A 23,270-nucleotide genomic window follows, 5' to 3' on the forward strand; every position below is an offset into this window, starting at 1 on the left:
GTGGGGGATGCGGCAGAGCAACGTGATGGGGGGTGTCGTCGCGGCGGGCGGGTACGAGGCCGTGGCCCGCACCCGTCCACCGGTTCCGTCAGCGAAGCCGGACCGCCCTCATCCTGCCCGCTGCGCCCGCCACGGCAGCTCGGCGGTCACCCGCGTCGGGCCGCCGACCGGGGAGTCCACCACCAGGATCCCGTCCACCGCGTCAAGCCGCTCCGCCAGACCGGCCAGTCCGGAACCCTCGGACACATCGGCGCCGCCCACGCCGTTGTCCACGACCTGGAGCATCAGCCGGTTCTCCGTTCGCCACACCTCCACGGCCGCCCAGGTCGCCCGCGAATGCTTGCTGATGTTCTGCAGCAGCTCCGAGACCGTGAAGTAGGCGATGCCCTCGATGGCCGGCGCGGGCCGCTCCGTCAGGTCCACCTCCACCTGCACCGGCACCGTGCACCGCGAGGCCACCGCCGACAGCGCCGCGTCCAGCCCCCGGTCGGTCAGCACCGCCGGATGGATGCCGCGGGCCAGGTCACGCAACTCCTGCAGCGCCGTCTTCACCTCGCCGTGCGCCTCGTCCACCATCTGCGCCGCGACCTGCGGATCCTCCCGCAGCTTCTCCTTCGCCAGCCCCAGATCCATGGCCAGGGCCACCAGCCGGGCCTGCGCCCCGTCGTGCAGATCGCGCTCGATGCGCCGCAGGTCCGCCGCCGCCGTGTCCACCACGACCCCGCGGTCCGACTCCAGCTCCACCACCCGCGTGGCCAGCCGCGACGGTCCGAGCAACCCGTGCACCATCACCCGGTCCACCATCGTCAGCGCCCGCACGATCCACGGCGTGGCGAGGGTGAACAGCAGACCCACTCCCGCGGTCACCGCGATCTCGAACGAGTTGTCCAGATGGATCTGGTGGTGCTCGTCCCCGTACAGCTGTATGCCGTCCTGCCCGGTGTACGCCGGGAAGACCCAGAACCACAGCGGATAGGTCAGCAGCGACCAGCCCACCGACCAGACGGTCACGCTGACGCAGAAGGAGAGCACCGCCCACGGCAGCTGCAGCACCGCGTACAGCAGGGCCCGCCAGGAGGCGCCGCTCTTGAGCACGGCCCCGGTCCACGCCATGAACCCCTGCCGCCTCATCCGCAGCGGCTCCGGCTCGGCCACCTCCAGACCCAGCAGCCCTCGTGCCCGCGCTCGCTCCACCGCCCCGAACCCACGGCAGCCGGCGAGCGCCGCCGCCAGCACCGGGACGCCGAGGAACGTCACCAGCAGGCCCGCCCCCAGCGACACCATCGTGACCGCGTAGGTGAACAGCAGAATGCTGATCGGCAGACTCAGCAGCACATATCCCAGCTCGCGCCAGGTGCGTCCCTCGACCGGCGCCCGCAGCGCGGCCGGCAGCCGGTGCCGCCGTCCCTCGGCGTGCCCGGGATGTCCGGGCTCCGCGGGGAGCCCGTAGCCCTGTCCGTACTCCGTGGCCATCGGCTTCGTCCTTCTCTTCGTCCGGGGCTGTGCTGTCGTACCTCCAGGCTCCTCCGCCGCAGGTCGGCGGACCATGGAGTCCGTCGCAGTCTTGGGCGGGGGTTTTCCCTACCTCCGGCCGCGGACGGGCACTTCCTCGGACGCCCTCCTGGCCCTGCCGGTGTCCTCGGCCAGGACACCGGAACGGTCCCGCCACGGCAGTTCGGCCGTCACCGTCGTCGGACCGCCCTCCGGCGACTCCACGACGAACAGACCGTCCACCGCGCCCAGCCGGTCGGCGAGACCCCGCATACCCGTCCCGCCGTCCAGGCTCGCGCCCCCGCGCCCGTCGTCCCCCACCTGTATGAGCAGCCGGCCCTCCGACTGCCACACGTCCACCGCGGCCGACCGGGCCCGGCTGTGCTTGCTGACGTTCTGCAGCAGCTCCGAGACGGTGAAGTAGGCGATGCCCTCGATGGCGGCGGCCGGCCGCTCGTCCAGGTCGACCGTCACCTTCACCGGCACCGTGCAGCGCGAGGCGACCGAGGACAGCGCGGCGTCCAGGCCCCGGTCGGTCAGGACCGCGGGATGGATGCCCCGTGCGAGATCCCTCAGCTCCTGCAACGCCAGCTTCACCTCGCCGTGCGCCTCCTCGACCATCGACGCCGCGGCGTCGGGATCCTCCAGCAGCTTCTCCTTGGCCAGACCCAGCCCCATGGCCAGGGCCACCAGCCGGGCCTGCGCCCCGTCGTGCAGATCGCGCTCGATGCGCCGCAGGTCCGCCGCCGCCGCGTCCACCACGACCCCGCGGTCCGACTCCAGCTCGGCTATGCGCCGCTCCAGTTCGTCGGAGGGCGACAGCAGGCCGCGCACCATCGCCCGGTCGGCGTTGGCCAGGCCCCGCACCACGAACGGCAGCACCGGCCACAGCACGAACAGACCGGTCAGCGTGACGACGAAGGTGACGATGCCCCACGGCAGCCGTATCAGCTCGTACAGGACGGTCCGCCAACCCACCGGGTCCTTGACCGCCATCCACAGCTGCGGCCAGAACCCGCCGGAACCGCGCACCGGCAGCCGGCTCGGCTCCTCCACCCGCACCCCGAGCAGCTTTCTCGCCCGCGCCCGCTCCATCCTGCCCAGCAGCCGGGCACCCATCAGCCCGAGCGCGAGCAGAGGGAACCCGACCACCGTGACGGTCAGCCCGACACCGGTGAACAGCATGGTCACCGTGTAGACGAAGCCGACCAGTGCAACCGGCAGGTTCGCCAGGAGGTGGGCGATCTCCCTCCAGGTGTGCGCGTCGTACGCGAAACGGGCCGGTGGCGGGCGGTCGCCGTGCTCGGCCGGTTCCGGGACTGCCGTCACGGGCGTGCCCGGACTCGGGAATGGTTCGGTCATGGGCACAAGCGTGCCCGGAGCCGGGGGCCGGCGCCATGAGGTGGACCGCCAGGATGCACTGAGGAAAACCCCACCCCCCGCATGCCGAGTGGTGACAGGCTGCTTACGGTGCATTTATGAGGGCCTAGACTCCCGTGCGTACAGATCGTCGGACCGTGACGTTCACCGGCACGGATCAAGGGCACGGCACAGGCATGGGCCAGGGCGCCGATCAAGGGAGTGAGGGGCGGACGTGCGGGAAACGACCGTCGTCGCGGCGGACTACTTCCAGTCCTACTCGGTCGTCGGACTGCTCGCCGTCGTCGGCCTGCTGTTCGTCGCCGTCGCCTTCGGAGCGGGACGCCTGCTGCGGCCGGTGGTTCCCACGCCCGAGAAGCTCCTGACCTACGAGTGCGGAGTCGATCCCGTCGGCGAGGGCTGGGCCCACACCCAGGTCCGCTACTACGTCTACGCCTTCCTCTACGTGATCTTCGCCGTCGACTCGATCTTCCTCTTCCCCTGGGCGACCGTCTTCGCCGCCGACGGCTACGGCGCGACCACCCTCGTGGAGATGTTCATCTTCCTCGGCTTCCTCGCCGTGGGTCTGCTGTACGCATACAAGAAGGGCGTCCTGACATGGACGTGAACCCTGCCGCCCCCGAGCCCGTCCTGCTTCCGGAACCGAAGAGGCTCGGCGCGCTCGCCCGGCTGGCTCCCGAGCCGATGAAGGTGGTCCTCAACTGGGGCCGCCGCTACTCGCTGTGGGTCTTCAACTTCGGCCTCGCCTGCTGCGCGATCGAGTTCATCGCCGCGTCGATGGCCCGCCACGACTTCATCCGCCTCGGCGTCATCCCCTTCGCGCCGGGGCCGCGCCAGGCCGACCTGATGGTCGTCTCCGGCACGGTCACGGACAAGATGGCGCCCGCGGTGAAGCGCCTGTACGAGCAGATGCCCGAGCCCAAGTACGTCATCTCCTTCGGCGCGTGCAGCAACTGCGGCGGCCCGTACTGGGACTCCTACTCCGTCACCAAGGGTGTGGACCAGATCATTCCGGTCGACGTCTACGTCCCCGGCTGCCCGCCCCGGCCCGAGGCGCTGCTCCAGGGGATCCTGAAGCTCCAGGAGAAGATCGCACGGGAGTCGCTGGGGGAGCGGTACGGATCCGGCGGCGGCGCACGGCCGTCCGCGGCGGCGCTGCAGAGCGGGCTGGTCCGGCCGCCGGCGCCGTCCGGTGAGGGGGAGGGCCGATGACCGCGGTCGGCTGGCTCCCCGCCGACGCCGAGGAACTGTTCGGTACGGAGGCCACGGCGGAGGAGTCGTACGGCGTCCTGACCGTCGACGTACCGCCCGCCTCCTGGATCACCGCGCTGGAGGCCGCGCGCGACCGCGTCGGCTGCACCTTCTTCGACTGGCTGAGCGCGGTCGACGAACCCGGCACCGGGTTCCGCGTCACGGCGCACGTCGCCGCCCTGGCCCCGGTACGGCGCCTGCTGCTGCGCACCACGGTGCCGCACGAGGCCCCCACGCTGCCCTCCGCCGTGGACGTCTACGCGGGTGCCGCGTGGCACGAACGCGAGACGCACGAGATGTTCGGCGTCGACTTCGCGGGCCACCCGGGCCTGGACCACCTGCTCCTGCCGGACGGTTTCGAGGGGCATCCCCTGCGCAAGGACTTCGTCCTCGCGGCCCGGGTCGCCAAGGCCTGGCCCGGCGCCAAGGAACCCGGGGAGCCTGCGGCGGGTGCGGCACACGGCGGCCCCAAGCGCCGCCAGATGCTTCCCCCCGGCGTCCCCGACCCGAACGAATGGGGTCCCCTCAAGGGCCAACTCCCCCCGGCCCCGGCCCGCCCGGCCCGAGGCGCGGGCAGGACGGCGGCCGGCGCGGGACGAGCGGCAGGAGACCGCCCGGCCCCCGACAGCCCACGCCGAACCCGCACGGCGGCGGAGGGGTCCGCGAGCCAGGCGGCCACCCCGGAGTCCTCCGACCGGCCCACGACCCCGCCGCGCCGCACGCGTGCGGCGGCGCAGGGCTCCGCGAGCCAGGCGGCGGAGGCGCGCCCCGAGTCCGCCGCTCCCCCCGCGCGACGGGCGCGGAGTGCGAGCGAGGGGTCGGCGTCGCAGCGTTCCGGCACCGACGGCCCGCGCCGGGCGCGCACCGCGTCCGAGGGGTCGGCGAGCCGGCGCACCGCGTCGGAAGCGACGGCGTCGTCCGACGAACCCGCAGCGGCGGGCGACGAGCTCACACCCGCGCCCACCGAGGGCCGACCGGAGCGCAGTTCTCCCGCCGCGCCGTCCCGCAGCTCGGACGCCCCCTGGCACCACGCCCGCCCGGCCTTCGCCCGCCCCGAGGCGGAGGACGGCACGGAAGCCGATGCCGGCGCCGGTCCTGCCGGGGAGGCGGCGACGGCTCCCGGGCCCGATGCCGGTCCGGTCGGAGGGGCCGGGGCTCCTGCCGGATCCGGTGCGGAGTCCGAGGACGCTCGGCCGGAACCCGGACCGGTCCGGGAGTCTGCCCCCGGACCCGACACGGACGCCGGTCCCAACGCCACGCCCGAGTCCGGCCCGGAGTCCGGCCCGGAGTCCGGCTCTGAGTCCGGCCCGGAGTCCGGCTCTGAGTCCGGCCCGGAGTCCGGCCCGGAGTCCGGCCCCGACGCCGAGACCGGCCCGCAGGCCGAGAACAACCCCGAGACTCCCACCCCCGAAGACCCCTCAGGAGGCCCGCGGTGAACGACGTGCTCGACGTCGCCCTGCGACTCCTGGTCGTGTTCGTCGTCTTCCTCACCTTCCCCCTGATCGTGGGCCAGACCGAGCACAAGGTGATGGCCCACATGCAGGGCCGCCTCGGCCCGATGTACGCCGGCGGCTTCCACGGCTGGGCCCAGCTCATCGCCGACGGCGTGAAGTTCGCGCAGAAGGAGGACGTGGTCCCGGCCGGCGCGGACCGACGTATCTTCCAGCTCGCTCCCGCCGTCGCCCTCCTGCCGTACCTCCTCGTCCTGCTCGCCGTCCCGATCGGCCCGGGCGAGGGCGCGGTCGGCCAGGTGATCGACGCGGGCGTGTTCTTCGTCCTCGCCGTCATGGGCGTCGGCGTCCTCGGCTCGCTCATGGCCGGCTGGGCCTCCGCCAACAAGTTCTCCCTCCTCGGCGGCCTGCGCACCGCCGCCCAGCTCCTCGCGTACGAACTCCCGATGCTGCTCACCGCCGCCTCGGTGGCGATGGCGGCCGGCACGGTCTCCCTCGTCGGCATCCTCGACGCGTTCGAGTGGTGGTGGCTGCCCTGGCAGATCACCGGCGCACTCGTCTTCTTCGTCGCCGGCCTCGCCGAGCTCCAGCGCCCGCCCTTCGACATGCCGGTCGCCGACTCGGAGATCATCTTCGGCGCGTACACCGAGTACACCGGCCTGCGCTTCGCCCTCTTCCTCCTCGCCGAGTACGCCGGGATCGTCGTCCTGTGCGGCCTGACCACCGTCCTGTTCCTGGGCGGCTGGCACGGCCCCTGGGGCGCCGACGGACTCGGCTGGGTCTGGACCCTGCTGAAGACCGCGGTCCTCGCCTTCGTCGTCATCTGGCTCCGCGTCACCTACCCCCGGCTGCGCGAGGACCAGCTCCAGAAGCTCTCCTGGACCCTCCTCGTCCCCCTGTCCCTCGCCCAGATCGCCCTCACCGGCATCGTCAAGGTGGTGATCCGGTAACCATGGCTGAGCCTCTCCCGCCCACCCGGCCCCGCATCCCCGGCTCCGGCCTGGCCAAGGGCCTGGCCGTCACCCTGCGGACGATGACGAAGAAGTCCGTCACCGCCCCGTACCCGGACACCCAGCCCGACCTCCCGCCCCGCACCCGCGGTGTGATCGGCCTGTTCGAGGAGAACTGCACGGTCTGCATGCTGTGCGCCCGCGAGTGCCCGGACTGGTGCATCTACATCGACTCCCACAAGGAGACGGTCCCGGCGGCGACCCCCGGCGGCCGTGAACGCAGCCGTAACGTCCTCGACCGCTTCGCCATCGACTTCTCCCTGTGCATGTACTGCGGTATCTGCATCGAGGTCTGTCCCTTCGACGCCCTGTTCTGGTCCCCGGAGTTCGAGTACGCCGAGACCGACATCCACGACCTCACCCACGAGCGCGACAAGCTCCGCGAGTGGATGTGGACCGTCCCGGCCCCGCCCGCCCTCGACCCCGGCGCCGAGGAACCGAAGGAACTCGCCGCCGCCCGCAAGACCGCCGACAAACTCGCCGCCGCCCAGGCCGAACCGCAGGAGGAGGAGTCGTGATCCTCGCCGCAGCCGCAGGAACGGCCGCGCACGCCACGACCACCACCGCCCCCGGAACGCACGGCTTCCTCTCCCCGACCGGCGTGGAGATCGCCTTCCTCCTCGTCGGCCTGGTCACCTTCGGGGCCGCCGTCATCACCGTCACCACCCGGCAGCTGGTGCACGCCGCCCTGTGGCTGGTGGTGGCCCTCGGCGGCCTGGCCGTCGAATACCTCCTGCTCACCGCCGAGTTCATCGCCTGGGTGCAGGTCCTCATCTACGTCGGTTCCGTGGTCGTCCTCCTCCTGTTCGGGCTCATGCTCACCAGGGCCCCCATCGGCCGCTCACCGGACGCGGACTCCGGCAACCGCTGGGTCGCCCTCACCGTGGCCGGCGCCGCCGCGGCGGCCCTGGTCTGGGTCGTCGTCGACGCCTTCCGTACCACCTGGATCGACCTGGACGGCGCCCCCGCCGGCTCCACGGACGTCACCGGCGCGAGTCTCTTCCAGCACTGGGTCCTCCCCTTCGAGGCCCTCTCCGTCCTCCTCCTCGCCGCCCTCGTCGGCGCGATCGTCCTGTCCCGCAAGGCGAAGGCCGACGCCGCGTCCGGCGCGACGGACACCCGGCGCGACACGGAAGGGGCCCGCTGATGCACCTCGCCTATCCCGCCGTTCTGTCCGCCCTCCTCTTCTGCACCGGCCTGTACGGCGTCCTCGCCCGCCGCAACGCGATCCTGGTGCTGATGTCGGTCGAGCTGATGCTCAACGCCGTCAACCTGAACCTGGTCGCCTTCGACGTCTGGCTCAGCCGGACCGCCGAGGACACCCTGCACTCCGGCCAGGCCCTCACCCTGTTCACCATCGCCATCGCCGCCGCCGAGATCGGCATCGGTCTGGCGATCGTCCTCGCCGTGTACCGCAACCGCGGCACCTCGGACATCGACAAGCTCCGCGACACCGCCGAGGGTCACGAGCCCGACGGCCCGGACAGCGACGCCACCGGCCGCGAAGCCCCCGCACCCCGGACGGCCGGCGAGAAGGCCGAGGCCACCGCGTGACCACGACCACCCTCGCCGTCCTCGTCCCCCTCCTTCCGTTCCTCGGCGCGCTCGCCGGGCTGCTCCTGGGCCGCACGGCCCCCGGCTTCGTCCGCCCGCTCGCCGTCCTGCCGACGCTCGCCTCCCTCGCACTGGCCGTCACGGTCGCCTGGCGCCAGGGCGGAGACCAGCCCGTCGACGCCGCCACCGAACTCACCCCCACCGGCTCGGTCCCCATCGAACTCGCCCTGCACATCGACGGCTTCGCCGCGCTGACCGCGGTCCTGGTCACCGTCGTCGCCACCTGCGTGCAGATCTACTCGACGGGCTACCTGCGCGACGACCCGCGCTACCCCTCCTACGCCGCCCTCGTCTCCCTGTTCACCTCCGCGATGCTCCTGGTCGTCTACTCCGGCGACCTGATGGTGCTGCTGGTCGGCTGGGAAGTCATGGGCATCTGCTCCTACTTCCTCGTCGGCCACTACTGGGAGACCCCCGAGGCCCGCGCCGCCTCCCTCAAGGCCTTCCTGGTCACCAAGCTCGGCGACGTCCCCTTCCTCATCGGCCTGTTCGCCCTGGCCACCGAAGCCGGGTCCTTCCGCATCACCCGCATCCTCGGCGCCGTCGCGAGCGGCGGCATCGAACACCCCACGCTGATCGCCCTGCTGCTCCTGGCGGGCGTGGCCGGCAAGTCGGCGCAGTTCCCGCTGCACACCTGGCTCCCCGACGCGATGGCGGGCCCGACCCCCGTCTCCGCGCTGATCCACGCCGCGACCATGGTCGCCGCCGGTGTCTACTTCGTCGCCCGTCTCCTCCCGCTCTTCGAGGCCTCGCAGGCCGCGATGACCGTCCTCGCCGTCATGGCCGCCGTGACCATGGCCGGCTCGGCGCTCGCCGCCCTCGCCCAGGACGACATCAAACGCGTCCTCGCCTACTCGACGATCGGCCAGCTCGGCTACCTGACCGGCGCCCTCGCCGTCGCCGACCGCGGCGCCGCCGTCTTCCACCTCCTGTCCCACGGCGCCTTCAAGGCGCTGCTGTTCCTCGCGGCCGGCGTGATCATCCACGCCGCCGGCACCAACTCGCTGGCCGCCATGTCCCGCATGGGCCACCTGCGCGACCGGGTCCCCGACGCCTACTGGACGATGACCGTGGCGCTCCTCGCGCTCGCCGCGATCCCGCCGTTCAGCGGCTTCTTCTCCAAGGAGGCCGTCCTCGGGGCCGCCGAACACGTCGTCACCGGCCACACCGAACACGCCCCCGCCGCGGCGGGCTGGATCGTCCTCCTCGCCGGTCTGCTCACCGCCCTGCTCACCGCGGCGTACGCGATGCGCCTGTGGCTGCTGGCCTTCCGCGGGCACGGAACCGAAGCGCCCGACCACGGCAGGCAGCCACTGACCATGACCGTGGTGCTGTGGGTGCTCGCCGTACCGTCCCTCGCGCTCGGCGGTTTCGCCTTCCGCGTGCTGCCCGACTGGTTCGACGGCCACGACCTGACCCCGACGCTCACCACCTCCGTGCTCGGCACGGGCGTGGCCCTGGTCGGCGGCATCATCACCTACGCCACCTGGCGGCACACCACCGCGCACGCGGCCGCCCGCGTCCCCCTCGGTGCCGTCGCCGCCCATCCCGAGGGCGACGCCGGGCTGGTCGAGGCGGAGGCCATCGCCACCCACGAACCGGCCTACGGAGACATCGCGTACGCACCCGACCCGTCGGACCCCGGGCGGCTGCTGCTCGGCCCGCTGCACCGCCCCGCGGCCGCCGGCTTCCACCTGGACGCCGTGTACTCGGCCCTCTTCGTCCGCCCGGTCCGTGCCGGCGCGAGCCTCGTCCGGTTCCTCGACCGCGAGGTCGTCGAGACCTACGTACGCGGCGCGGGCACGCTGCCCCGCTGGCTCGGCGCCGCCGTACGACGGGCCCAGACGGGCAATCTGCAGACCTATGTGAGCGCGCTGCTCGCCGGCACCGTCGTCCTCGCGGTCGCCGCCGTCCTCGTCGCCACGGGAGCGTGAGCAGGCGTGATCGATATCAACGAGTCCGTGATGCAGTTCCTTCTGGCGTTCCTCGTCGTAGGCCCGCTCCTCGGCGCCGCCGCCGCTCTCCTGCCGGCCCCGCCCGGACTGAAGGGGAAGTCACCCGACCAGGCGGTGCTCCGCCACGGCGTGACCGTCACCGGCGCGGTCCTCGTCGCGGCGATCGTTCTCGCCCTCGGCTTCGACCACGACCAGCCGTCAAAGATGCAGGCCACGACCGACATCAGCTGGATCCCCGCGCTCGACGTGCGCATCCACCTCGGCACCGACGGCATCTCCCTCCCCCTTCTGGTCCTGACCGCGCTGCTGACCTTCCTCTGCGCGCTCCACTCGTACTTCAAGCCGCCCGCGGGACCGTCCCCGAAGGCCTTCGTCGCCCTGCTGCTCGTCCTCGAGTCCGGCACCCTCGCGACCTTCGCCGTCCTCGACCTGATCCTGTTCTTCCTCGCCTTCGAGACGGTCCTCATCCCGATGTACTTCCTCATCGCCCGCTGGGGTGGCGAGGGCCGGGCCGAGGCCGCCTGGAAGTTCATCCTCTACACGCTGCTCGGCTCCGTGGTCATGCTGCTCGGCCTGCTCCTGATCGGAATCACGGCGGGCACATTCGACATGGTGGCACTCGGCACTGACAACGGCCGGGCGCTGACCGCATCCGTGCAGGTCATCGCCGTTCTGGCGATCGGTGTCGGGCTCGCGGTCAAGACCCCGATGTGGCCGCTGCACAGCTGGCTGCCCGACGCCCACACCGCCGCCCCGACGGTCGGCTCGGTCCTGCTGGCCGGCGTCCTGCTGAAGATGGGCACGTACGGGTTCGTCCGGATCCTGCTGCCCGCCGCGCCGGACGGCTTCCGCACCTTCGCGCCCTACCTCGCCGCGTTCGCCGTCGTCGGCATCGTCTACGGGTCCCTCGCCTGCCTGGCCCTCGCCAAGCGGGGCGCGAAGGGCGACCTCAAACGCCTCATCGCCTACTCCTCCGTCGGCCACATGGGCTTCGTCCTCCTCGGCATCGCGACCATGACCCCGACCGGCGTCAACGGCGCCCTGTTCGCCAACGTCGCCCACGGCCTCATCACCGGCCTGCTGTTCTTCCTGGTCGGCGCCCTCAAGGACCGCACCGGCAGCACCGACCTCGACACCCTCGCGAAGGAGACCGGAGCCGCCCTCTACGGCAAGGCCCCCCGCCTCGGCGGCCTGCTCGCGTTCGCCGCCGTCGCCTCCCTCGGCCTGCCCGGCCTCGCCGGATTCTGGGGCGAGATGCTCGCCCTGTTCGGCGCCTTCGACCCCGCAGAAGGCCTCAGCCGCCCCGCCTTCCTCACCTTCATGGCCATCGGCGCGTTCGGCACCCTGCTGACGGCCGCGTACCTGTTGATCGTGGTCCGCCGGGTCTGCATGGGCGCCGCACCCCAGGACGCCCCGGAACTCACCGACGTGCGCTCCTACGAGTTCGCGGCCTGGACCCCGCTCGTCGTCCTCACCGTCGTCGCCGGACTCTGGCCGAGGGCCCTCCTCGGACTGACCGACCCGGCCGTGCAGCAGCTCCTCGCAGGAGGCACCCGATGAGCTCCCTCGTCCAGTCCGTCGACTGGCTGGCCATCGCGCCGCCCACCATCGCGGCGGTCGTCGGACTCGTCGTCCTCGTCGCCGACCTCTTCGTGAGCGAGGCCAGGAAGCCGCTCCTCGGCTGGCTCTCGGTGGCCGGACTGACCACCGCCACGCTCATGCTGCTGCCCCTCCTCGACGCCGACCGCAGCACCTTCTGCCTGGTCGGTGACGAAGGCGTGTGCAGCTACACCGCGGACCGTTTCACCCTCGTCATCCAGTTCCTGGTCCTCGGCGGCGCCCTCCTGGCCGCCCTCCTGTCCGTCACCGCCCTGAAGGACGAAGGCAAACGGCTCCCCGCGGGCGAGTACTGGTTCCTGTTCCTCTCCTCCGCGGCCGGCGCCGCCCTCCTGCCCGCCTCCCGTGACCTCGCGACCCTCGTCGTCGCCCTGGAGGTCGCCTCCCTGCCCGCCTTCGCCCTGGTCGGCCTGCGGCACGGCGACCGGAAGTCCTCCGAAGCGGCCCTGAAGTTCTTCCTGTCCTCCGTCACCGCCACCGCGGTCAGCCTGCTGGGCATCAGCTTCGTCTACGCCGCCACCGGAACCCTCCACCTCACCCTGGTCGCCGAACGCATCCAGAACGTCGACGGACAGCTCCACACACTCACCCAGACCGGCGTCGTCCTCACTCTCATCGGCTTCGCCTTCAAGACCGCCGCGGTCCCCTTCCACTTCTGGGTACCCGACACCTACGTGGGCGCCCCCCTGCCCATCGCCGCCTACCTGTCGGTCATCGGCAAAGCGGTCGGTTTCTCCGGCCTGATCCTCGTCACCGTCGTCGCCCTTCCGTCGTACGCCGACGTCTGGGGCCCCGCGCTCGCCGTGCTGGCCGCCCTCACCATGACCGTCGGCAACGTGGGCGCCCTCAGGCAGCAGGCCACGCGCGCGTACAGCGCGGTACGCCTCCTCGCCTGGTCGTCCGTCGGCCAGGCCGGCTACCTCCTGGTGCCGATCGCCGCCGCCGCGTACTCCGGTGACGCCGAGAAGTCGATCGGCTCCACCGTCGCCTACGCCCTCATGTACGGCGCCGTGAACCTGGGCGCGTTCGCCGTGGCCGCCCTCGTCGGCCGCGCACACCGTCTCAACCGCGTCGCCGACTACCGCGGCCTCTACGCCTCCAGCCCCCTCACCGCGCTCCTCCTGGGCTTCTTCCTGCTCTGCCTCGCCGGACTCCCGCCGGGCATCATCGGCCTCTTCGCCAAGGTCACCGTGTTCTCCGCGGCCGTCGACGCCGGACTGGGCTGGCTCGCCGTCGTCATGGCCGTCAACGTCGTCATCGCGCTGGTCTACTACCTCCAGTGGACGGCCCTGCTGTTCCGCGCCCCCGAGGGCGAACCGGTGAAGCACCGACTCCCCGCCCCCCTCACCGCCGCCCTCGCCCTGACCGGCGTCCTCGGCATCGCCCTGTCCGGCGCGCCCCAGCTGGTCCTGCGCTTCACCGGCACCGGGCTCTTCTGAGCACACCGGGCCGCGCCCCGCACGCGCGCGTACGGCCACGGCACGCCCACGCGCGCGTGCCGCCCGGGACGCTCCGGACAGCCGTCACCCGGGCGGGTGACACGCGCCACCGCGCGCACAAGGGAACTAGTGCCCTTCGTCTGGCGTTGACCGGTACGGGAGGGTCCACTGGACGTGACACCGCGAGACCAGTGGGCAGCGCAGGTCAGAAGGAAGATCAGCAAGCAAGGGTCCCCCTGCCGCACGACTTGGAGGGCGTACCGTGCACCGCCGGCACAACGGGCTCAGGACAGCGGTCCTCCTCGGGGGACTGTCCGCACTCATCATCGTCATCGGCAGCTTCTTCGGCCGTATGGGGCTCGTCGTCGCCGTCCTGATCGCGCTGGGCACCAACGCGTACGCGTACTGGAACAGCGACAAGCTGGCCCTGCGGGCGATGCGCGCCCGCCCGGTGAGCGAGTTCGAGGCCCCGGGGCTGTACCGCATGGTCCGCGAGCTCTCCACCCAGGCCCGCCAGCCCATGCCCCGCCTGTACATCTCCCCGACCGAGGCCCCCAACGCCTTCGCCACCGGCCGCAACCCGCGCAACGCCGCCGTGTGCTGCACCGAAGGCATCCTGCGCCTGCTCGACGAGCGGGAGCTGCGCGGCGTCCTCGGCCACGAGCTCAGCCACGTCTACAACCGCGACATCCTGATCTCCTCGGTCGCCGGCGCCCTCGCCTCCGTGATCATGTTCCTGGTCAACTTCGCCTGGCTGATCCCGATCGGCCGCTCGGACGACGACGACGGCCCCGGCCTCCTCGGCATGCTGCTGATCATGATCCTCGGCCCGCTCGCGGCGTCCCTCATCCAGCTGGCCATCAGCCGTTCCCGGGAGTACGAGGCCGACGCCTCCGGTGCTCAGCTCACCGGCGATCCACTTGCCCTCGCCGGCGCCCTGCGCAAACTGGAACACGGCACCAAACAGCTCCCCTTGCCCCCCGAGCCCCGCATCGAGACGGCCAGCCACATGATGATCGCCAACCCGTTCCGCCCGGGCCAGGGGCTCTCGAAGATGTTCTCCACCCACCCTCCGATGGCGGAACGCATCGCCCGGCTCGAGAAGATGGCAGGTCACCACCAGTGAAGACCATCCTGAATCTCATATGGCTCGTCTTCAGCGGCTTCTGGCTGTTCCTCGGCTACCTGCTCGCGGGCGTGCTGCTCTGCATCACGGTCATCGGCATCCCCTTCGGCGTCGCCGCCTTCCGTATCGGTGTCTACGCCCTGTGGCCCTTCGGGTACACGACGGTCGAGCGCCGGGACGCGGGAGCCCCTTCCTTCCTCGTCAACGTGCTGTGGCTGCTTCTCGCGGGCTGGTGGCTGGCGCTCGGCCACATCCTCACCGGCATCGCCCTGTGCGTGACGATCATCGGAATCCCGCTCGGCATCGCCAACTTCAAGCTGATCCCGGTCTCACTGTTCCCGCTGGGCCGCGAGATCGTACGGACGGAACAGTCGTTCACACAGCGCTGACAAGGCGGGAGACGCACTCGCCGGCCGTGTAATGGCCTGGGCGTTGTCCACCTCTCCTGCCGGGCATTCACCCCGGCCCTTTCGGGGCCGGGGTGAATGCCCGTTCCCAACCCGGAGGTTGTCCACAGGCCCGCACGGATGTCAGTGGCGGCCCGCATGATGAACCCATGACCGAGCACGAGCAGTTGCTGACACAGGTGGCGGACAAGGCCCGCAACACCCGCCCATGGGGCTGGCCTTCCCTCCCCGAGCCCATCGACGCGGCCACACTGGCACGCGCCGAGGCCACGCTGGGCTTCGACCTGCCCCCGCTGCTCGCCGAGCTCTATCTGCGTATAGCGGACGGCGGATTCGGCCCCGAGTACGGACTGCTGCCCCTGCTGGACAGCGCACCCTCCGGTGAACCCGCCGCGGTGGCCCAGTACCTCGCCCACCGCAGGAGCGGCATCGAGGACCCCGACTGGCCCTGGCCCGAGGGAATGCTGCCCATATCCCACTGGGGCTGCGGCATGTACGCCTGCGTCGACTGCCGCTCGCCCCGGGCCACCGTCCTCCTCTTTGAACCCAACCCGGGCGACCCCGACCACGCCTGGTTCCTCGACGCGCCCGGCCTCACGGACTGGCTCCACTCCTGGGTCCAGGGCACGGGCTGGTACGAGGAGGAGAACGAGGGGACGGACCTGGCCCCCTGGACCGGTTTCGCGGGCCGCGGGGTGCCGGCGTCGGCGTCCTGACCGAGCTCCGCGAAGGCCGCTGCGACGTCCCGGAAAAACGTCCCCGAACTCAAGGCCTGAGGGGGCCTGGCGTCCCCCGGGAACCCGCCGCACCTGTGAACACGACCCGTCTCGCGCCCGGGTCCCGCCACGACTACCGAATACCGACTACCGCCCGCCTCCGACCCCGACGCACGGCGTAAGCCACCACCCCCGCCACCAGCACCTCCGCGCCCACGGTCACCGAGACCCACGGCGCGAGAACGCCAGCGCCAGGCACCCGGCGAGCCCCACCGCCGGTACCACCCGCGTCGTCGGCCATGAATGGCCATGAATCGAGTGTCCAGGCCGATGCGTTGGCCACCGCGTAGTACGTCAGCACACCGAAGGAGTGGAGGACGGCGAGGCGAGCCGACGACATGGCGTTGCAGTAGGCGACCACGGCAGCGCCCGTCAGCCCGAGGAACAGCCCGGAACCGGCCGCGTGCGCGGCAGGGGCCAGGGCGGCGAAGACCCTGGCTCCCACCCTCGAGCCGAGACCGACGACCACGGCATCGCCGACGTCGAGCGTGTGCCGCAGCGTGGAGCCGAATATGTCCGTCACGAGACCGCCCCCTACTGATCATGTGCAACCGGCGGGTGTACGCGTGACGTCCTTCATGGTGCAAGGGCGGCAGGAAAGGGCAGGTACGCGGCATGACGATCATCAGCTGGATCATCCTGGGACTGCTGGCCGGAGCGATAGCGAAGTTCCTGCTGCCCGGCCGCGACCCGGGCGGCCTCATCGGCACGACGCTGATCGGCGTCGCCGGCGCGTTCACCGGCGGCTGGATGTCGGCCCGTTGGCTCGACCACCCGATCACCAAGGACTTCTACGACGGCACCACCTGGGCCGCCGCGATCGGCGGCTCGCTGGTCCTCCTGATCGCCTACCGCATCCTGTTCGGCCACTCACGGGACTGACCGGGCACCGCACCCCGAACCACAGCCGACAGGCGAGAAGGGCGGTCACCACGCAGGTGCCCACCCTTCCTCTCCTCGTACCCGTGCGGGACGCGAACGCCACCGGTCCCCGGCCCGGTCGGCCGGACCTACCGGTAGTTCACGAACTGCAGGGCGAAGTCGAAGTCCTTGCCCTTGAGCAGCGCGATGACGGCCTGCAGGTCGTCGCGGCTCTTGGAGCTGACCCGCAGCTCGTCGCCCTGCACCTGGGCCTTCACGCCCTTCGGGCCCTCATCGCGGATGATCTTCGCAACCTTCTTCGCGTTGTCCTGGGAGATGCCCTCCTCGATCGACGCGAAGATCTTGTATTCCTTGCCCGAGAGCTGGGGCTCACCCGCGTCCAGGGCCTTCAGGGAGATGCCCCGCTTGATCAGCTTGGACTGGAAGACGTCGAGGACAGCCTTCACCCGGTCCTCGGAGTTCGCTTCCATGAGGATCTTCTCCCCGGACCACGAGATCGAGGCACCCACGCCCTTGAAGTCGTAGCGCTGCGAGATCTCCTTGGCGGTCTGGTTGAGGGCGTTGTCGACCTCCTGCCGCTCGACCTTCGAGACGATGTCGAAACTGGAGTCGGCCATGTCCTGTGGCTCCTTGTATCGGGGTGCGTACCGGGCTGCGCACCGGGTGCGTACCGGATGCGTACCGGCGTACGTGAGGCGGCCCCGAGCCCGGCGTCGGTCCCCGGCCGCATCCGGACCAGCCTAGTCACCCCCAGGCCTTCGGGTGGCGATCAATCGGGTGGCGAAGCACCCCTGTCCATCGGGTATTGTTTACGTCGTTGCCAAGGAGCACCGCCGAAAAGCGGTTCGATGGCAGCAACCCCGGCGGTGTGCCCGAGCGGCCAAAGGGAGCAGACTGTAAATCTGCCGGCTCAGCCTTCCCAGGTTCGAATCCTGGCGCCGCCACACTGGGGAAGACCCCCTCCTACCAGCCATCACGGCAGGTAGGAGGGGGTCTCTCGTTGTTGACCCCCGTTCGATTCGTCGTGGACGGGACGCGGACGTGTCTCACCTCATACCGCGTGTATCCCACTGTCGATCAGTGTGCGTCCCCCAGGTGTCCCCCGGGGGAGAGCATGATCACTCCGGCTCGTTCCACTCCCGGAGAGCCGCGTCGATCCGGCTGTTCGCACGCTCGCGAGTCTGGTCAAGCACCTTGGCGTACACCTTGTGCAGCACTGCGATGCTGTGGCCGGCGCGGCGGGCACACTCCATCGCGTCAACGCCGGAACTGAGCCAGAAGGACACTCCAGCGTGCCGAAGGTCGTAGGGGCGGCGGGCCAGCAGCGAGGCTGTCTCTGCCTCGCTCAGCACGTCCCGGCGGGCCTTCGCCCACACCTCCCCATAGCCAGTCTCCTGCAGCAGACCGTTGCGGTTCGTCCGGAAGAGCCGGCCATCGGGTGCCGTGCCCTGCTCTGCGATGTGCTGCCGCAGCATGCGGACGAAGTGCGGAGGGATGGGTACCGGTCGGGAATCCCTCTCGGCACGTGCCTTGAGGTGGCGCGTCTCGTGAGCCGTCCCATCGTTCGTCCAGCTCCGTCCGGCGCGGACGATGCCTTGCCGCAGGGTGAGCATGCCCCATCCCGTTTCCGGGAGGTGGCACTGATCCGCGCGCAGTCCGGCGGCTTCGGCCGGCCGCATGGCCGCGTAGTACAGGCAGCCGAAGAACGCCTCCAGATGCCGCCCGCGGGGCCCCTGCTCGCGGACTCCCGCCAAGAGGGCGCGCACCTGACGCGGATTGGCGACGCTTTCGGGGTCCACCGCCTCTACCGACTTCGGCGCGGTCCACTTCACGGCCGCGAGCGGGTTGACCGGGACGGTGAAGTACTTCTCCTCCACGGCGAGCCCTAGAACGTCACTCAGGCACGCACGCTTCCGCTTTGCGGTGCGCGGTGACGCTGTCTTCCCGTCCAGCCGCAGCGAGAGGGCGTCCAGGGCCAGGCGTACGGTCGCGGAATCCTCCAGCGCGGACACCGGCATGGAGTGCTTGGCGACCCAAGCCAAGGCGCGGGCAACGTCGTCCGGCGGGGTCTCGTTCCAGCGGTTGCGGTTGTACGCCCACCCGTAGAGCGCCCGCCGCATGAGTGCGGCGTCCGGCATGCCCACCCTTGTCTTCACGAGCGCGGGAGTGATGGTGGCCAACGCGTCGGCATAGTTCCGCCGTGACTTCGCTGGGGCTTGCGTCCATTTGCGGTCGACGTAGGCACGGCTGTGCTCGTACCAGGTGATGGAGTTCTGTTTGGCGCGCAGCTCGGAGACCGGGAGGCCCGTCTCTTCGTCGAACTGGTCACCGCGCCGTACGGCGGACATGAGTTCCGAGCGGCGCCCCTCCGCCTGCACCTTGAGTGTGTAGCTCTTGGAGTGCTTACGCTCCCCGACCAGCCAACGAAGGCGGTATGGCTTCGGCCGATCTTTGCGGATCTCGATGGAGTAGAGGCGAACGTCGTACGTGAGTGGCATGCAAACTCCAGAGGGGCCCGCTGGAAGCGGGCCCCTCGTGTCTCGTGTGTGCAGGTGGTGGTCGATCAGGCGGCGTCTTCCATCGACGACCACCAGGCGTCAAGGTCGCTGCGGCGGCAGCGGAGCTGTCCGTTCGGGAGCTTGATGAGCTTGGGAGCCTTGCCGCGGGCGCGCATGCGGTAGAAGGCGGCGCGGCTCATCTCGATCTCTTCCAGCACTTCCGGGAGCTTGAGCATCTTGGGGGCAGCCAAGGCAAAGACTCCTTCTCAGGGTTCGGCGGGAGGGGTGGCGAACTCCCCGGGGCGAGGGGCTCGCGTCTGTCCGAGGTGCGGATTTCTGCGTCACCTGCGTCACCCGCCGTTGTGACCTGCGGTTTCGCGGTGACGCAGCACGGTGGAGGTGCGTCACAGGTGACGTAGACCTTCGTCATCGGGTGACGCGGGTGACGCGGGGTGACGCAGGGATCGGCCGTCTGCGTCACCGCTATTTCGGCAGGTCACTGGCTGTTTGCGGGGTGCGGGTGACGCAGGTGACGCAGCGTCTCTCTACTTAGGACAAAGAGGGGGTGGTGTCTGTTGTGGTGCGCGGCTCAGAGCGTGAAGAAGGAGCCGCTTCGCGGCGCGTCCATCGCAGGGCGGCTGCCGCCGCCGAACAGCAAGAGGAGCACGCGCGGCGCGGGTGCTCCTCTTGCTTGTGCGGGGCGGTCGTGGTGCCGCGCGGTCAGAAGGCCGCTTCCTGCTCGGGCGGGGGTGGCGCGGCGGTCGGCCGGGCGATCTCGATGTAGCGGGATGTGTTGGTGCGGCCCCAGTCGATGAGGACGCCGCGGGCGGCGAGGGTGGGCTGTAGGCGCTTGAGGCGGTCTGAGAGCACCTTGCCGGTTGTCGGCCACCCTTTGGGCAGGGGACGGCATTCCTCGCCCGTGTAGAGGCCCGTAAGGCTGTGCAGCCACTCGGCGGACGTCATCCGCTGCTCGGTGCCCGGGTCGATGCCGGCGGCGTGCTTGAGCACGGTCTGCGCCAGCAGGTCGCCCTCGATGACGTCGTCGTTGAGGTCGTCCAGGCTGGCCCGGTAGGCGGCGAGCGCTCCCAGACCGGTGGCCGCATCCAGTTGCGCGCACAGGTGCGCGAAGTCGGCCATGCGCAGGTCGGTCGGGATGTCCGCATCCGCTGCCCGCACCTGCACGGTGAGGTCCAAGAGAGAGCCGAGGATGACGGGCAGCACCTGGGCGAAGTCGGACCACAGTTCCGCCTCGGTGCGCCGGACGCGGGGGCGTTCCAGGCGCAGGGGCAGGAGTCGTTCGGCGAGGTCGGGGCGGATGACGCCGACGTCGATGCCGGTCAGGAGCAGGGGGCGGCGGTAGCCGATGCGGAAGACGTCCCCGTCGGTGAACAGGGCGCGCTTGACGTTCTCGGCCCCGGTGACGATGCAGCACATCGCGTCGGACAGTTCCGGGGTCATGTGGGAGAGGTTGTCCAGGGCGGTGACCCAGCCGGCCGCCACCGCCGTGATCAGGTTCTCCTCGTCCTTGGGCGCCCGACGCAGGTCCCCGGTCATGCCCTCGATGATCCGCACGAGCATCCGGCCGCCGGTGGACTTGCCGGCGCCCTGCGGGCCGGTGAGGAACGGGGCCGGGACGGGCACCGATGGTGCGAGACAGCCGATCAGCCAGGCGATGGCCAGGCACTCGGTCTCGGCGGTGGCGAAGTTGCACAGCCGCATCAGCAGGTCGATGCCCTTGCCGTCGGTGTCCTTGACCGGCAGGGGCAGTTCCCCTGTGAGCTGGGTGCGGCGCCAGCAGACTTCCCGCGGGTCGGGGGTGCGGATGTCCCATCCGGTCGGGTGGATGCGCACGGACTGCCCGTCGCTGCGCCCCAGGTCCAGCCACGTGGCCCCGCCGTAGCCGGGGGCGACGCGGATGTGCACGGGCTGGACGTCCTCGGTCAGCGCGAGCGCTTCGATCAGGTCGAGTGCCTCTTTCATGGCGGTGCCGTTGAACATGCCGATGCCGTCCTTGAACAGTCCGACCATGAGTTCCTGGCGGTGGCTGCCGGTGGTGCCCTGGGAGCGGATCGGGCGGGCCACGGGGTGGCCGTTGCGCTGCGCGTACACGGTGCCATCGGCGGTGCGGAAGTACCGGAAGTGGGATTGCGCGTAGTCGGTGATGATCTCGCGGGCGGGAGTCTTGTCGTCGTCGGACATGGTCACAGTCCCAACGTGGTGCGGGCGTTGGTCCACGCGTCCGCGCAGTGCCGGACCGTCTCGCCCTTGCTCTGCGCGGCGGTGAACAGGCGGGCGACGTGGGCGTCGGTGAGGCAGCCGCATCGGCCGTGCTTGGACAGCACCGCGAGGAACGTCCGGTACACGGTCGCGTGCACCGCACTGCGGGCCGCAGTGATGCGCTGCTCCGCCATGGCGATGCCACGGTCCAGGAAGACGGGTGTGCGGTGCGGGCACTGCCCGCCGCCGGATCGTGCGGGCACGGTGACGGCATGCGACGCCGGGCGGGCCGGGGAGGATTCCTTGACGGCCAGGGCACGGACGGCGTCCGGCAACTCGACCATCGTGCCCGTGCCGGGGCCAAGGTAGCGGGCGTAGGCCATGGTCGACTTGATGTCCACGCCGGGGCGCACCGCGTTCACGGAGCGCATAGCGCCCCGGTAGATCCAGTGCTCACCGCGCGTCGTCGGCACGGTCCGCGTCGCGGGCAAGGTGGTGCGGGCCCAGGCGATGGCGTCCGCGTCATCCAGGTCGACGACGGTTAGCCCGGCGCCGCCGGGGTGGTAGCCGACGCACACCGCCCGCCGCCACGCCGCCGCCCACGGGGGCGAGACGATGACGGTCGGGTCGGTGGTGGCGGCGGCCCAGGCATGGCAGACGCCGGGGCACCGGCACGGACCCGGAATCTTCATGTTCGGCCGGCCGCCGCACGCGTTGTCCGCGCACGTCGTGCAGTTGCCGAACGGGACCTTGCCCCGGCGCAGGGGCAGCACGGGCACGCCGGACGCGGCGAGGCTCAGCGCGGTGTGCTGGGGGCGCAGCGTCTCGCTCACGCCGCCACCCCCAGCGCGGCCGTGGCCAGGAACGCGGCGCCGATCCACTCGGTGTAAGCCGGGGGGATGGCCTCGGTCAGTTCCTCGCGCACGTCGGTCCAGTCGATGCCCATCGCCGCTTGCAGCTCCGGGATGCTGGGCTTGCCGCCGCCGTTGCCGTAGGCGGCCACGTACGGGCCGTCGTAGAAGCGGCCGTGCCGGTAGCCGCGCACGCGGCCCCGGTGCGAGCGGTGCGCCGGCTGTGCGATGGTCCAGCCGCCGGCTTCGAAGTTGCGGTGCCGGATGACTCCGAGGCCGAACATCTCGCCGCACAGGGTGAGGTCTTTGCGGATCTTCGCGCGGCCGTTGGGCTGCTCGATGACGTACGGCAGGCCGGTGGCGTCCAGCAGCTCACGGGTGGGGGCCACGAGGTCGACGTGCGCGCGTCCCCAGCCCTGCGAGGCGTTCGTGCCCACGGTCAGCGCGCACCCGTGCTGGCAGGGCGGGGAGGCGTGCACGAACGCGTACCGACGGATCTCACCCGTGGCGATCAGGTGGGCGAGATAGGTGAGAGCGTCACCCCGGTGGCGGGGGAAGGGGTAGTTCGGTCGGTCGGCGATGTCGCAGCCGTAGACCGCGAATCCGGCGCGGGCGTAGCCCACGGCGGCGCCGCCGGCGCAGCAGAACAGATCCAGCAGGCGCGGCCGGTGGCCGGGCACTCGCCGGATGGTGGTGAGTTGCGTCATGCTAGGAGACCTCCACAGGTCAAGTGGTTGGCAGGTGGACAAGAGCGGCCCCGGACTTTGGCGAGACGGGGGCCGCTCTTGGCGTAGCTAGCCGTGGAAGTGGTTGCGCTTGATCACGGCTCGGCGGATGTTGACCGTGGTGCCGCCCTTGTGGCCGCTCGCGCTCAGGACCTGGACGGCGATCCAGCCGCCGAAGATGACGGCGGCGAGGGTGATGAGCTGGCCGATGAACGCGGTCAGCGCGGCGATGAACGAGGTGAGCAGCAGCAGTCCGCCGCACACTGCGAGGAACCCGACGCCTCCGAGGGCGACGTTCACCGCTGTCCGCGAGACGGCCGGCTTCGCGGTGACCGGCTCCGGGCGGACGGCGTCGATGGCGTAGCCGGTGACGATCCGGCCGTCCGGCAGGACGATGCTCGCGACCGCCGGAACGGTGCCCGGCTGGACGGGGACGACCGGTGCCGGGTGGACGACGGCGGGCGGTATTGGGGTGGTCTGGTGGACTTCCACGGCCCGTTCTGCGGGTGCGTGGCGGGCGGGTTCGGGGTACATGCGGAATCCCTTCCGGTGCTGGTTCAGGGAGGCGGAGGCACCCCCT

24 protein-coding genes and 1 tRNA gene are annotated in these 23,270 nt (G+C 71.0%); 15 read left to right on the top strand and 10 right to left on the bottom strand.

What is annotated here, in order from left to right:
- Window positions 1-108 precede the first annotated feature (108 nt).
- Together ACFXAE_RS07370 and ACFXAE_RS07375 are read right to left on the bottom strand one after the other, a co-directional pair.
- Window positions 109-1,473, bottom strand: a complete 1,365-nt coding sequence (locus ACFXAE_RS07370) for a sensor histidine kinase (protein ID WP_384709411.1) — start codon at window positions 1,471-1,473, stop codon at window positions 109-111.
- A 108-nt stretch (window positions 1,474-1,581) separates the two neighbouring features.
- Window positions 1,582-2,853, bottom strand: a complete 1,272-nt coding sequence (locus ACFXAE_RS07375; RefSeq protein ID WP_384709414.1) for a sensor histidine kinase — start codon at window positions 2,851-2,853, stop codon at window positions 1,582-1,584.
- Window positions 2,854-3,085: 232 nt separating this feature from the next.
- Between ACFXAE_RS07375 and ACFXAE_RS07380 the strand changes: the two genes are divergently transcribed.
- The 13 genes from ACFXAE_RS07380 (at window position 3,086) to ACFXAE_RS07440 (ending at window position 15,457) form a co-directional block, all read left to right on the top strand.
- Window positions 3,086-3,478 carry an NADH-quinone oxidoreductase subunit A gene (locus ACFXAE_RS07380; RefSeq protein WP_030860845.1) on the top strand — a complete coding sequence of 131 codons (393 nt, stop codon included), beginning with the start codon at window positions 3,086-3,088 and terminating at the stop codon, window positions 3,476-3,478.
- The gene (locus ACFXAE_RS07385) at window positions 3,469-4,083 is read left to right on the top strand and encodes an NADH-quinone oxidoreductase subunit B (protein ID WP_384709419.1); all 615 of its coding nucleotides are present in this window, start codon (window positions 3,469-3,471) and stop codon (window positions 4,081-4,083) included. The genes ACFXAE_RS07380 and ACFXAE_RS07385 overlap by 10 nt, the downstream gene beginning before the upstream one ends.
- A complete protein-coding gene (locus ACFXAE_RS07390; RefSeq protein WP_384709422.1) occupies window positions 4,080-5,558 on the top strand; it encodes an NADH-quinone oxidoreductase subunit C in 1,479 nt (492 codons plus the stop codon). Before ACFXAE_RS07385 ends, ACFXAE_RS07390 begins: the two co-directional genes overlap by 4 nt.
- Window positions 5,555-6,523: an NADH-quinone oxidoreductase subunit H gene (locus ACFXAE_RS07395; protein WP_384709425.1), complete on the top strand. Its 969-nt coding sequence runs from the start codon at window positions 5,555-5,557 to the stop codon at window positions 6,521-6,523. Before ACFXAE_RS07390 ends, ACFXAE_RS07395 begins: the two co-directional genes overlap by 4 nt.
- Before the next feature lie 2 nt (window positions 6,524-6,525).
- Window positions 6,526-7,101 (top strand): NuoI/complex I 23 kDa subunit family protein, encoded by a 576-nt coding sequence (locus ACFXAE_RS07400; protein WP_384709428.1) that lies wholly within the window; start codon window positions 6,526-6,528, stop codon window positions 7,099-7,101.
- On the top strand, window positions 7,098-7,730 hold the full coding sequence (locus ACFXAE_RS07405) for an NADH-quinone oxidoreductase subunit J (protein WP_384709431.1): 633 nt from the start codon (window positions 7,098-7,100) through the stop codon (window positions 7,728-7,730). The genes ACFXAE_RS07400 and ACFXAE_RS07405 overlap by 4 nt, the downstream gene beginning before the upstream one ends.
- A complete protein-coding gene (gene nuoK / locus ACFXAE_RS07410) occupies window positions 7,730-8,137 on the top strand; it encodes an NADH-quinone oxidoreductase subunit NuoK (protein ID WP_384709434.1) in 408 nt (135 codons plus the stop codon). Before ACFXAE_RS07405 ends, nuoK begins: the two co-directional genes overlap by 1 nt.
- A complete protein-coding gene (locus ACFXAE_RS07415) occupies window positions 8,134-10,131 on the top strand; it encodes an NADH-quinone oxidoreductase subunit L (protein WP_384709437.1) in 1,998 nt (665 codons plus the stop codon). The genes nuoK and ACFXAE_RS07415 overlap by 4 nt, the downstream gene beginning before the upstream one ends.
- Window positions 10,132-10,137: 6 nt before the next feature.
- Window positions 10,138-11,712: a NuoM family protein gene (locus ACFXAE_RS07420; protein ID WP_384709439.1), complete on the top strand. Its 1,575-nt coding sequence runs from the start codon at window positions 10,138-10,140 to the stop codon at window positions 11,710-11,712.
- Window positions 11,709-13,208 carry an NADH-quinone oxidoreductase subunit N gene (locus ACFXAE_RS07425; RefSeq protein ID WP_384709442.1) on the top strand — a complete coding sequence of 500 codons (1,500 nt, stop codon included), beginning with the start codon at window positions 11,709-11,711 and terminating at the stop codon, window positions 13,206-13,208. The genes ACFXAE_RS07420 and ACFXAE_RS07425 overlap by 4 nt, the downstream gene beginning before the upstream one ends.
- A 262-nt stretch (window positions 13,209-13,470) precedes the next feature.
- Window positions 13,471-14,334 (top strand): zinc metalloprotease HtpX, encoded by an 864-nt coding sequence (htpX, locus tag ACFXAE_RS07430; protein ID WP_384709445.1) that lies wholly within the window; start codon window positions 13,471-13,473, stop codon window positions 14,332-14,334.
- Window positions 14,331-14,723, top strand: a complete 393-nt coding sequence (locus ACFXAE_RS07435; protein WP_384709448.1) for a YccF domain-containing protein — start codon at window positions 14,331-14,333, stop codon at window positions 14,721-14,723. The genes htpX and ACFXAE_RS07435 overlap by 4 nt, the downstream gene beginning before the upstream one ends.
- 167 nt (window positions 14,724-14,890) lie before the next feature.
- A complete protein-coding gene (locus ACFXAE_RS07440) occupies window positions 14,891-15,457 on the top strand; it encodes an SMI1/KNR4 family protein (protein ID WP_384709451.1) in 567 nt (188 codons plus the stop codon).
- 133 nt (window positions 15,458-15,590) lie between these two features.
- Here the strand turns inward: ACFXAE_RS07440 and ACFXAE_RS07445 are convergent, their stop codons facing one another.
- Window positions 15,591-16,040, bottom strand: a complete 450-nt coding sequence (locus tag ACFXAE_RS07445) for a hypothetical protein (RefSeq protein WP_384709454.1) — start codon at window positions 16,038-16,040, stop codon at window positions 15,591-15,593.
- A gap of 92 nt (window positions 16,041-16,132) precedes the next feature.
- Here ACFXAE_RS07445 and ACFXAE_RS07450 point away from each other — a divergent pair, with 92 nt between their 5' ends.
- Entirely contained in the window at window positions 16,133-16,399 is a 267-nt protein-coding gene (locus ACFXAE_RS07450) for a GlsB/YeaQ/YmgE family stress response membrane protein (protein WP_384709457.1), read from the top strand.
- A gap of 128 nt (window positions 16,400-16,527) precedes the next feature.
- On the opposite strand, the gene ACFXAE_RS07455 is transcribed toward ACFXAE_RS07450, so the two are convergent.
- Window positions 16,528-17,016 carry a YajQ family cyclic di-GMP-binding protein gene (locus tag ACFXAE_RS07455; protein ID WP_024883143.1) on the bottom strand — a complete coding sequence of 163 codons (489 nt, stop codon included), beginning with the start codon at window positions 17,014-17,016 and terminating at the stop codon, window positions 16,528-16,530.
- Window positions 17,017-17,261: 245 nt separating this feature from the next.
- Between ACFXAE_RS07455 and ACFXAE_RS07460 the strand changes: the two genes are divergently transcribed.
- Window positions 17,262-17,343: transfer RNA gene (locus ACFXAE_RS07460), tRNA-Tyr, on the top strand.
- 174 nt (window positions 17,344-17,517) lie between these two features.
- On the opposite strand, the gene ACFXAE_RS07465 is transcribed toward ACFXAE_RS07460, so the two are convergent.
- From ACFXAE_RS07465 to ACFXAE_RS07490, 6 genes are all read right to left on the bottom strand, one after another.
- A complete protein-coding gene (locus tag ACFXAE_RS07465) occupies window positions 17,518-18,897 on the bottom strand; it encodes a tyrosine-type recombinase/integrase (protein WP_384709460.1) in 1,380 nt (459 codons plus the stop codon).
- A 65-nt stretch (window positions 18,898-18,962) separates the two neighbouring features.
- Window positions 18,963-19,148, bottom strand: coding sequence for an AlpA family transcriptional regulator (locus ACFXAE_RS07470; RefSeq protein WP_156698646.1), 186 nt, complete (start codon window positions 19,146-19,148; stop codon window positions 18,963-18,965).
- 469 nt (window positions 19,149-19,617) lie between these two features.
- The gene (locus ACFXAE_RS07475) at window positions 19,618-21,096 is read right to left on the bottom strand and encodes an ATP-binding protein (protein WP_384709609.1); all 1,479 of its coding nucleotides are present in this window, start codon (window positions 21,094-21,096) and stop codon (window positions 19,618-19,620) included.
- 2 nt (window positions 21,097-21,098) lie between these two features.
- Entirely contained in the window at window positions 21,099-21,947 is an 849-nt protein-coding gene (locus ACFXAE_RS07480) for a bifunctional DNA primase/polymerase (RefSeq protein ID WP_384709463.1), read from the bottom strand.
- A complete protein-coding gene (locus tag ACFXAE_RS07485) occupies window positions 21,944-22,672 on the bottom strand; it encodes a DNA methylase (RefSeq protein WP_384709466.1) in 729 nt (242 codons plus the stop codon). The genes ACFXAE_RS07480 and ACFXAE_RS07485 overlap by 4 nt, the downstream gene beginning before the upstream one ends.
- A gap of 87 nt (window positions 22,673-22,759) precedes the next feature.
- Window positions 22,760-23,224, bottom strand: coding sequence for a hypothetical protein (locus tag ACFXAE_RS07490; protein ID WP_384709468.1), 465 nt, complete (start codon window positions 23,222-23,224; stop codon window positions 22,760-22,762).
- Window positions 23,225-23,270 lie beyond the last annotated feature (46 nt).

Origin of the sequence: Streptomyces sp. NPDC059454 (assembly GCF_042749965.1) — a bacterium.
In the GTDB taxonomy this organism is placed as follows: Bacteria; Actinomycetota; Actinomycetes; order Streptomycetales; family Streptomycetaceae; genus Streptomyces.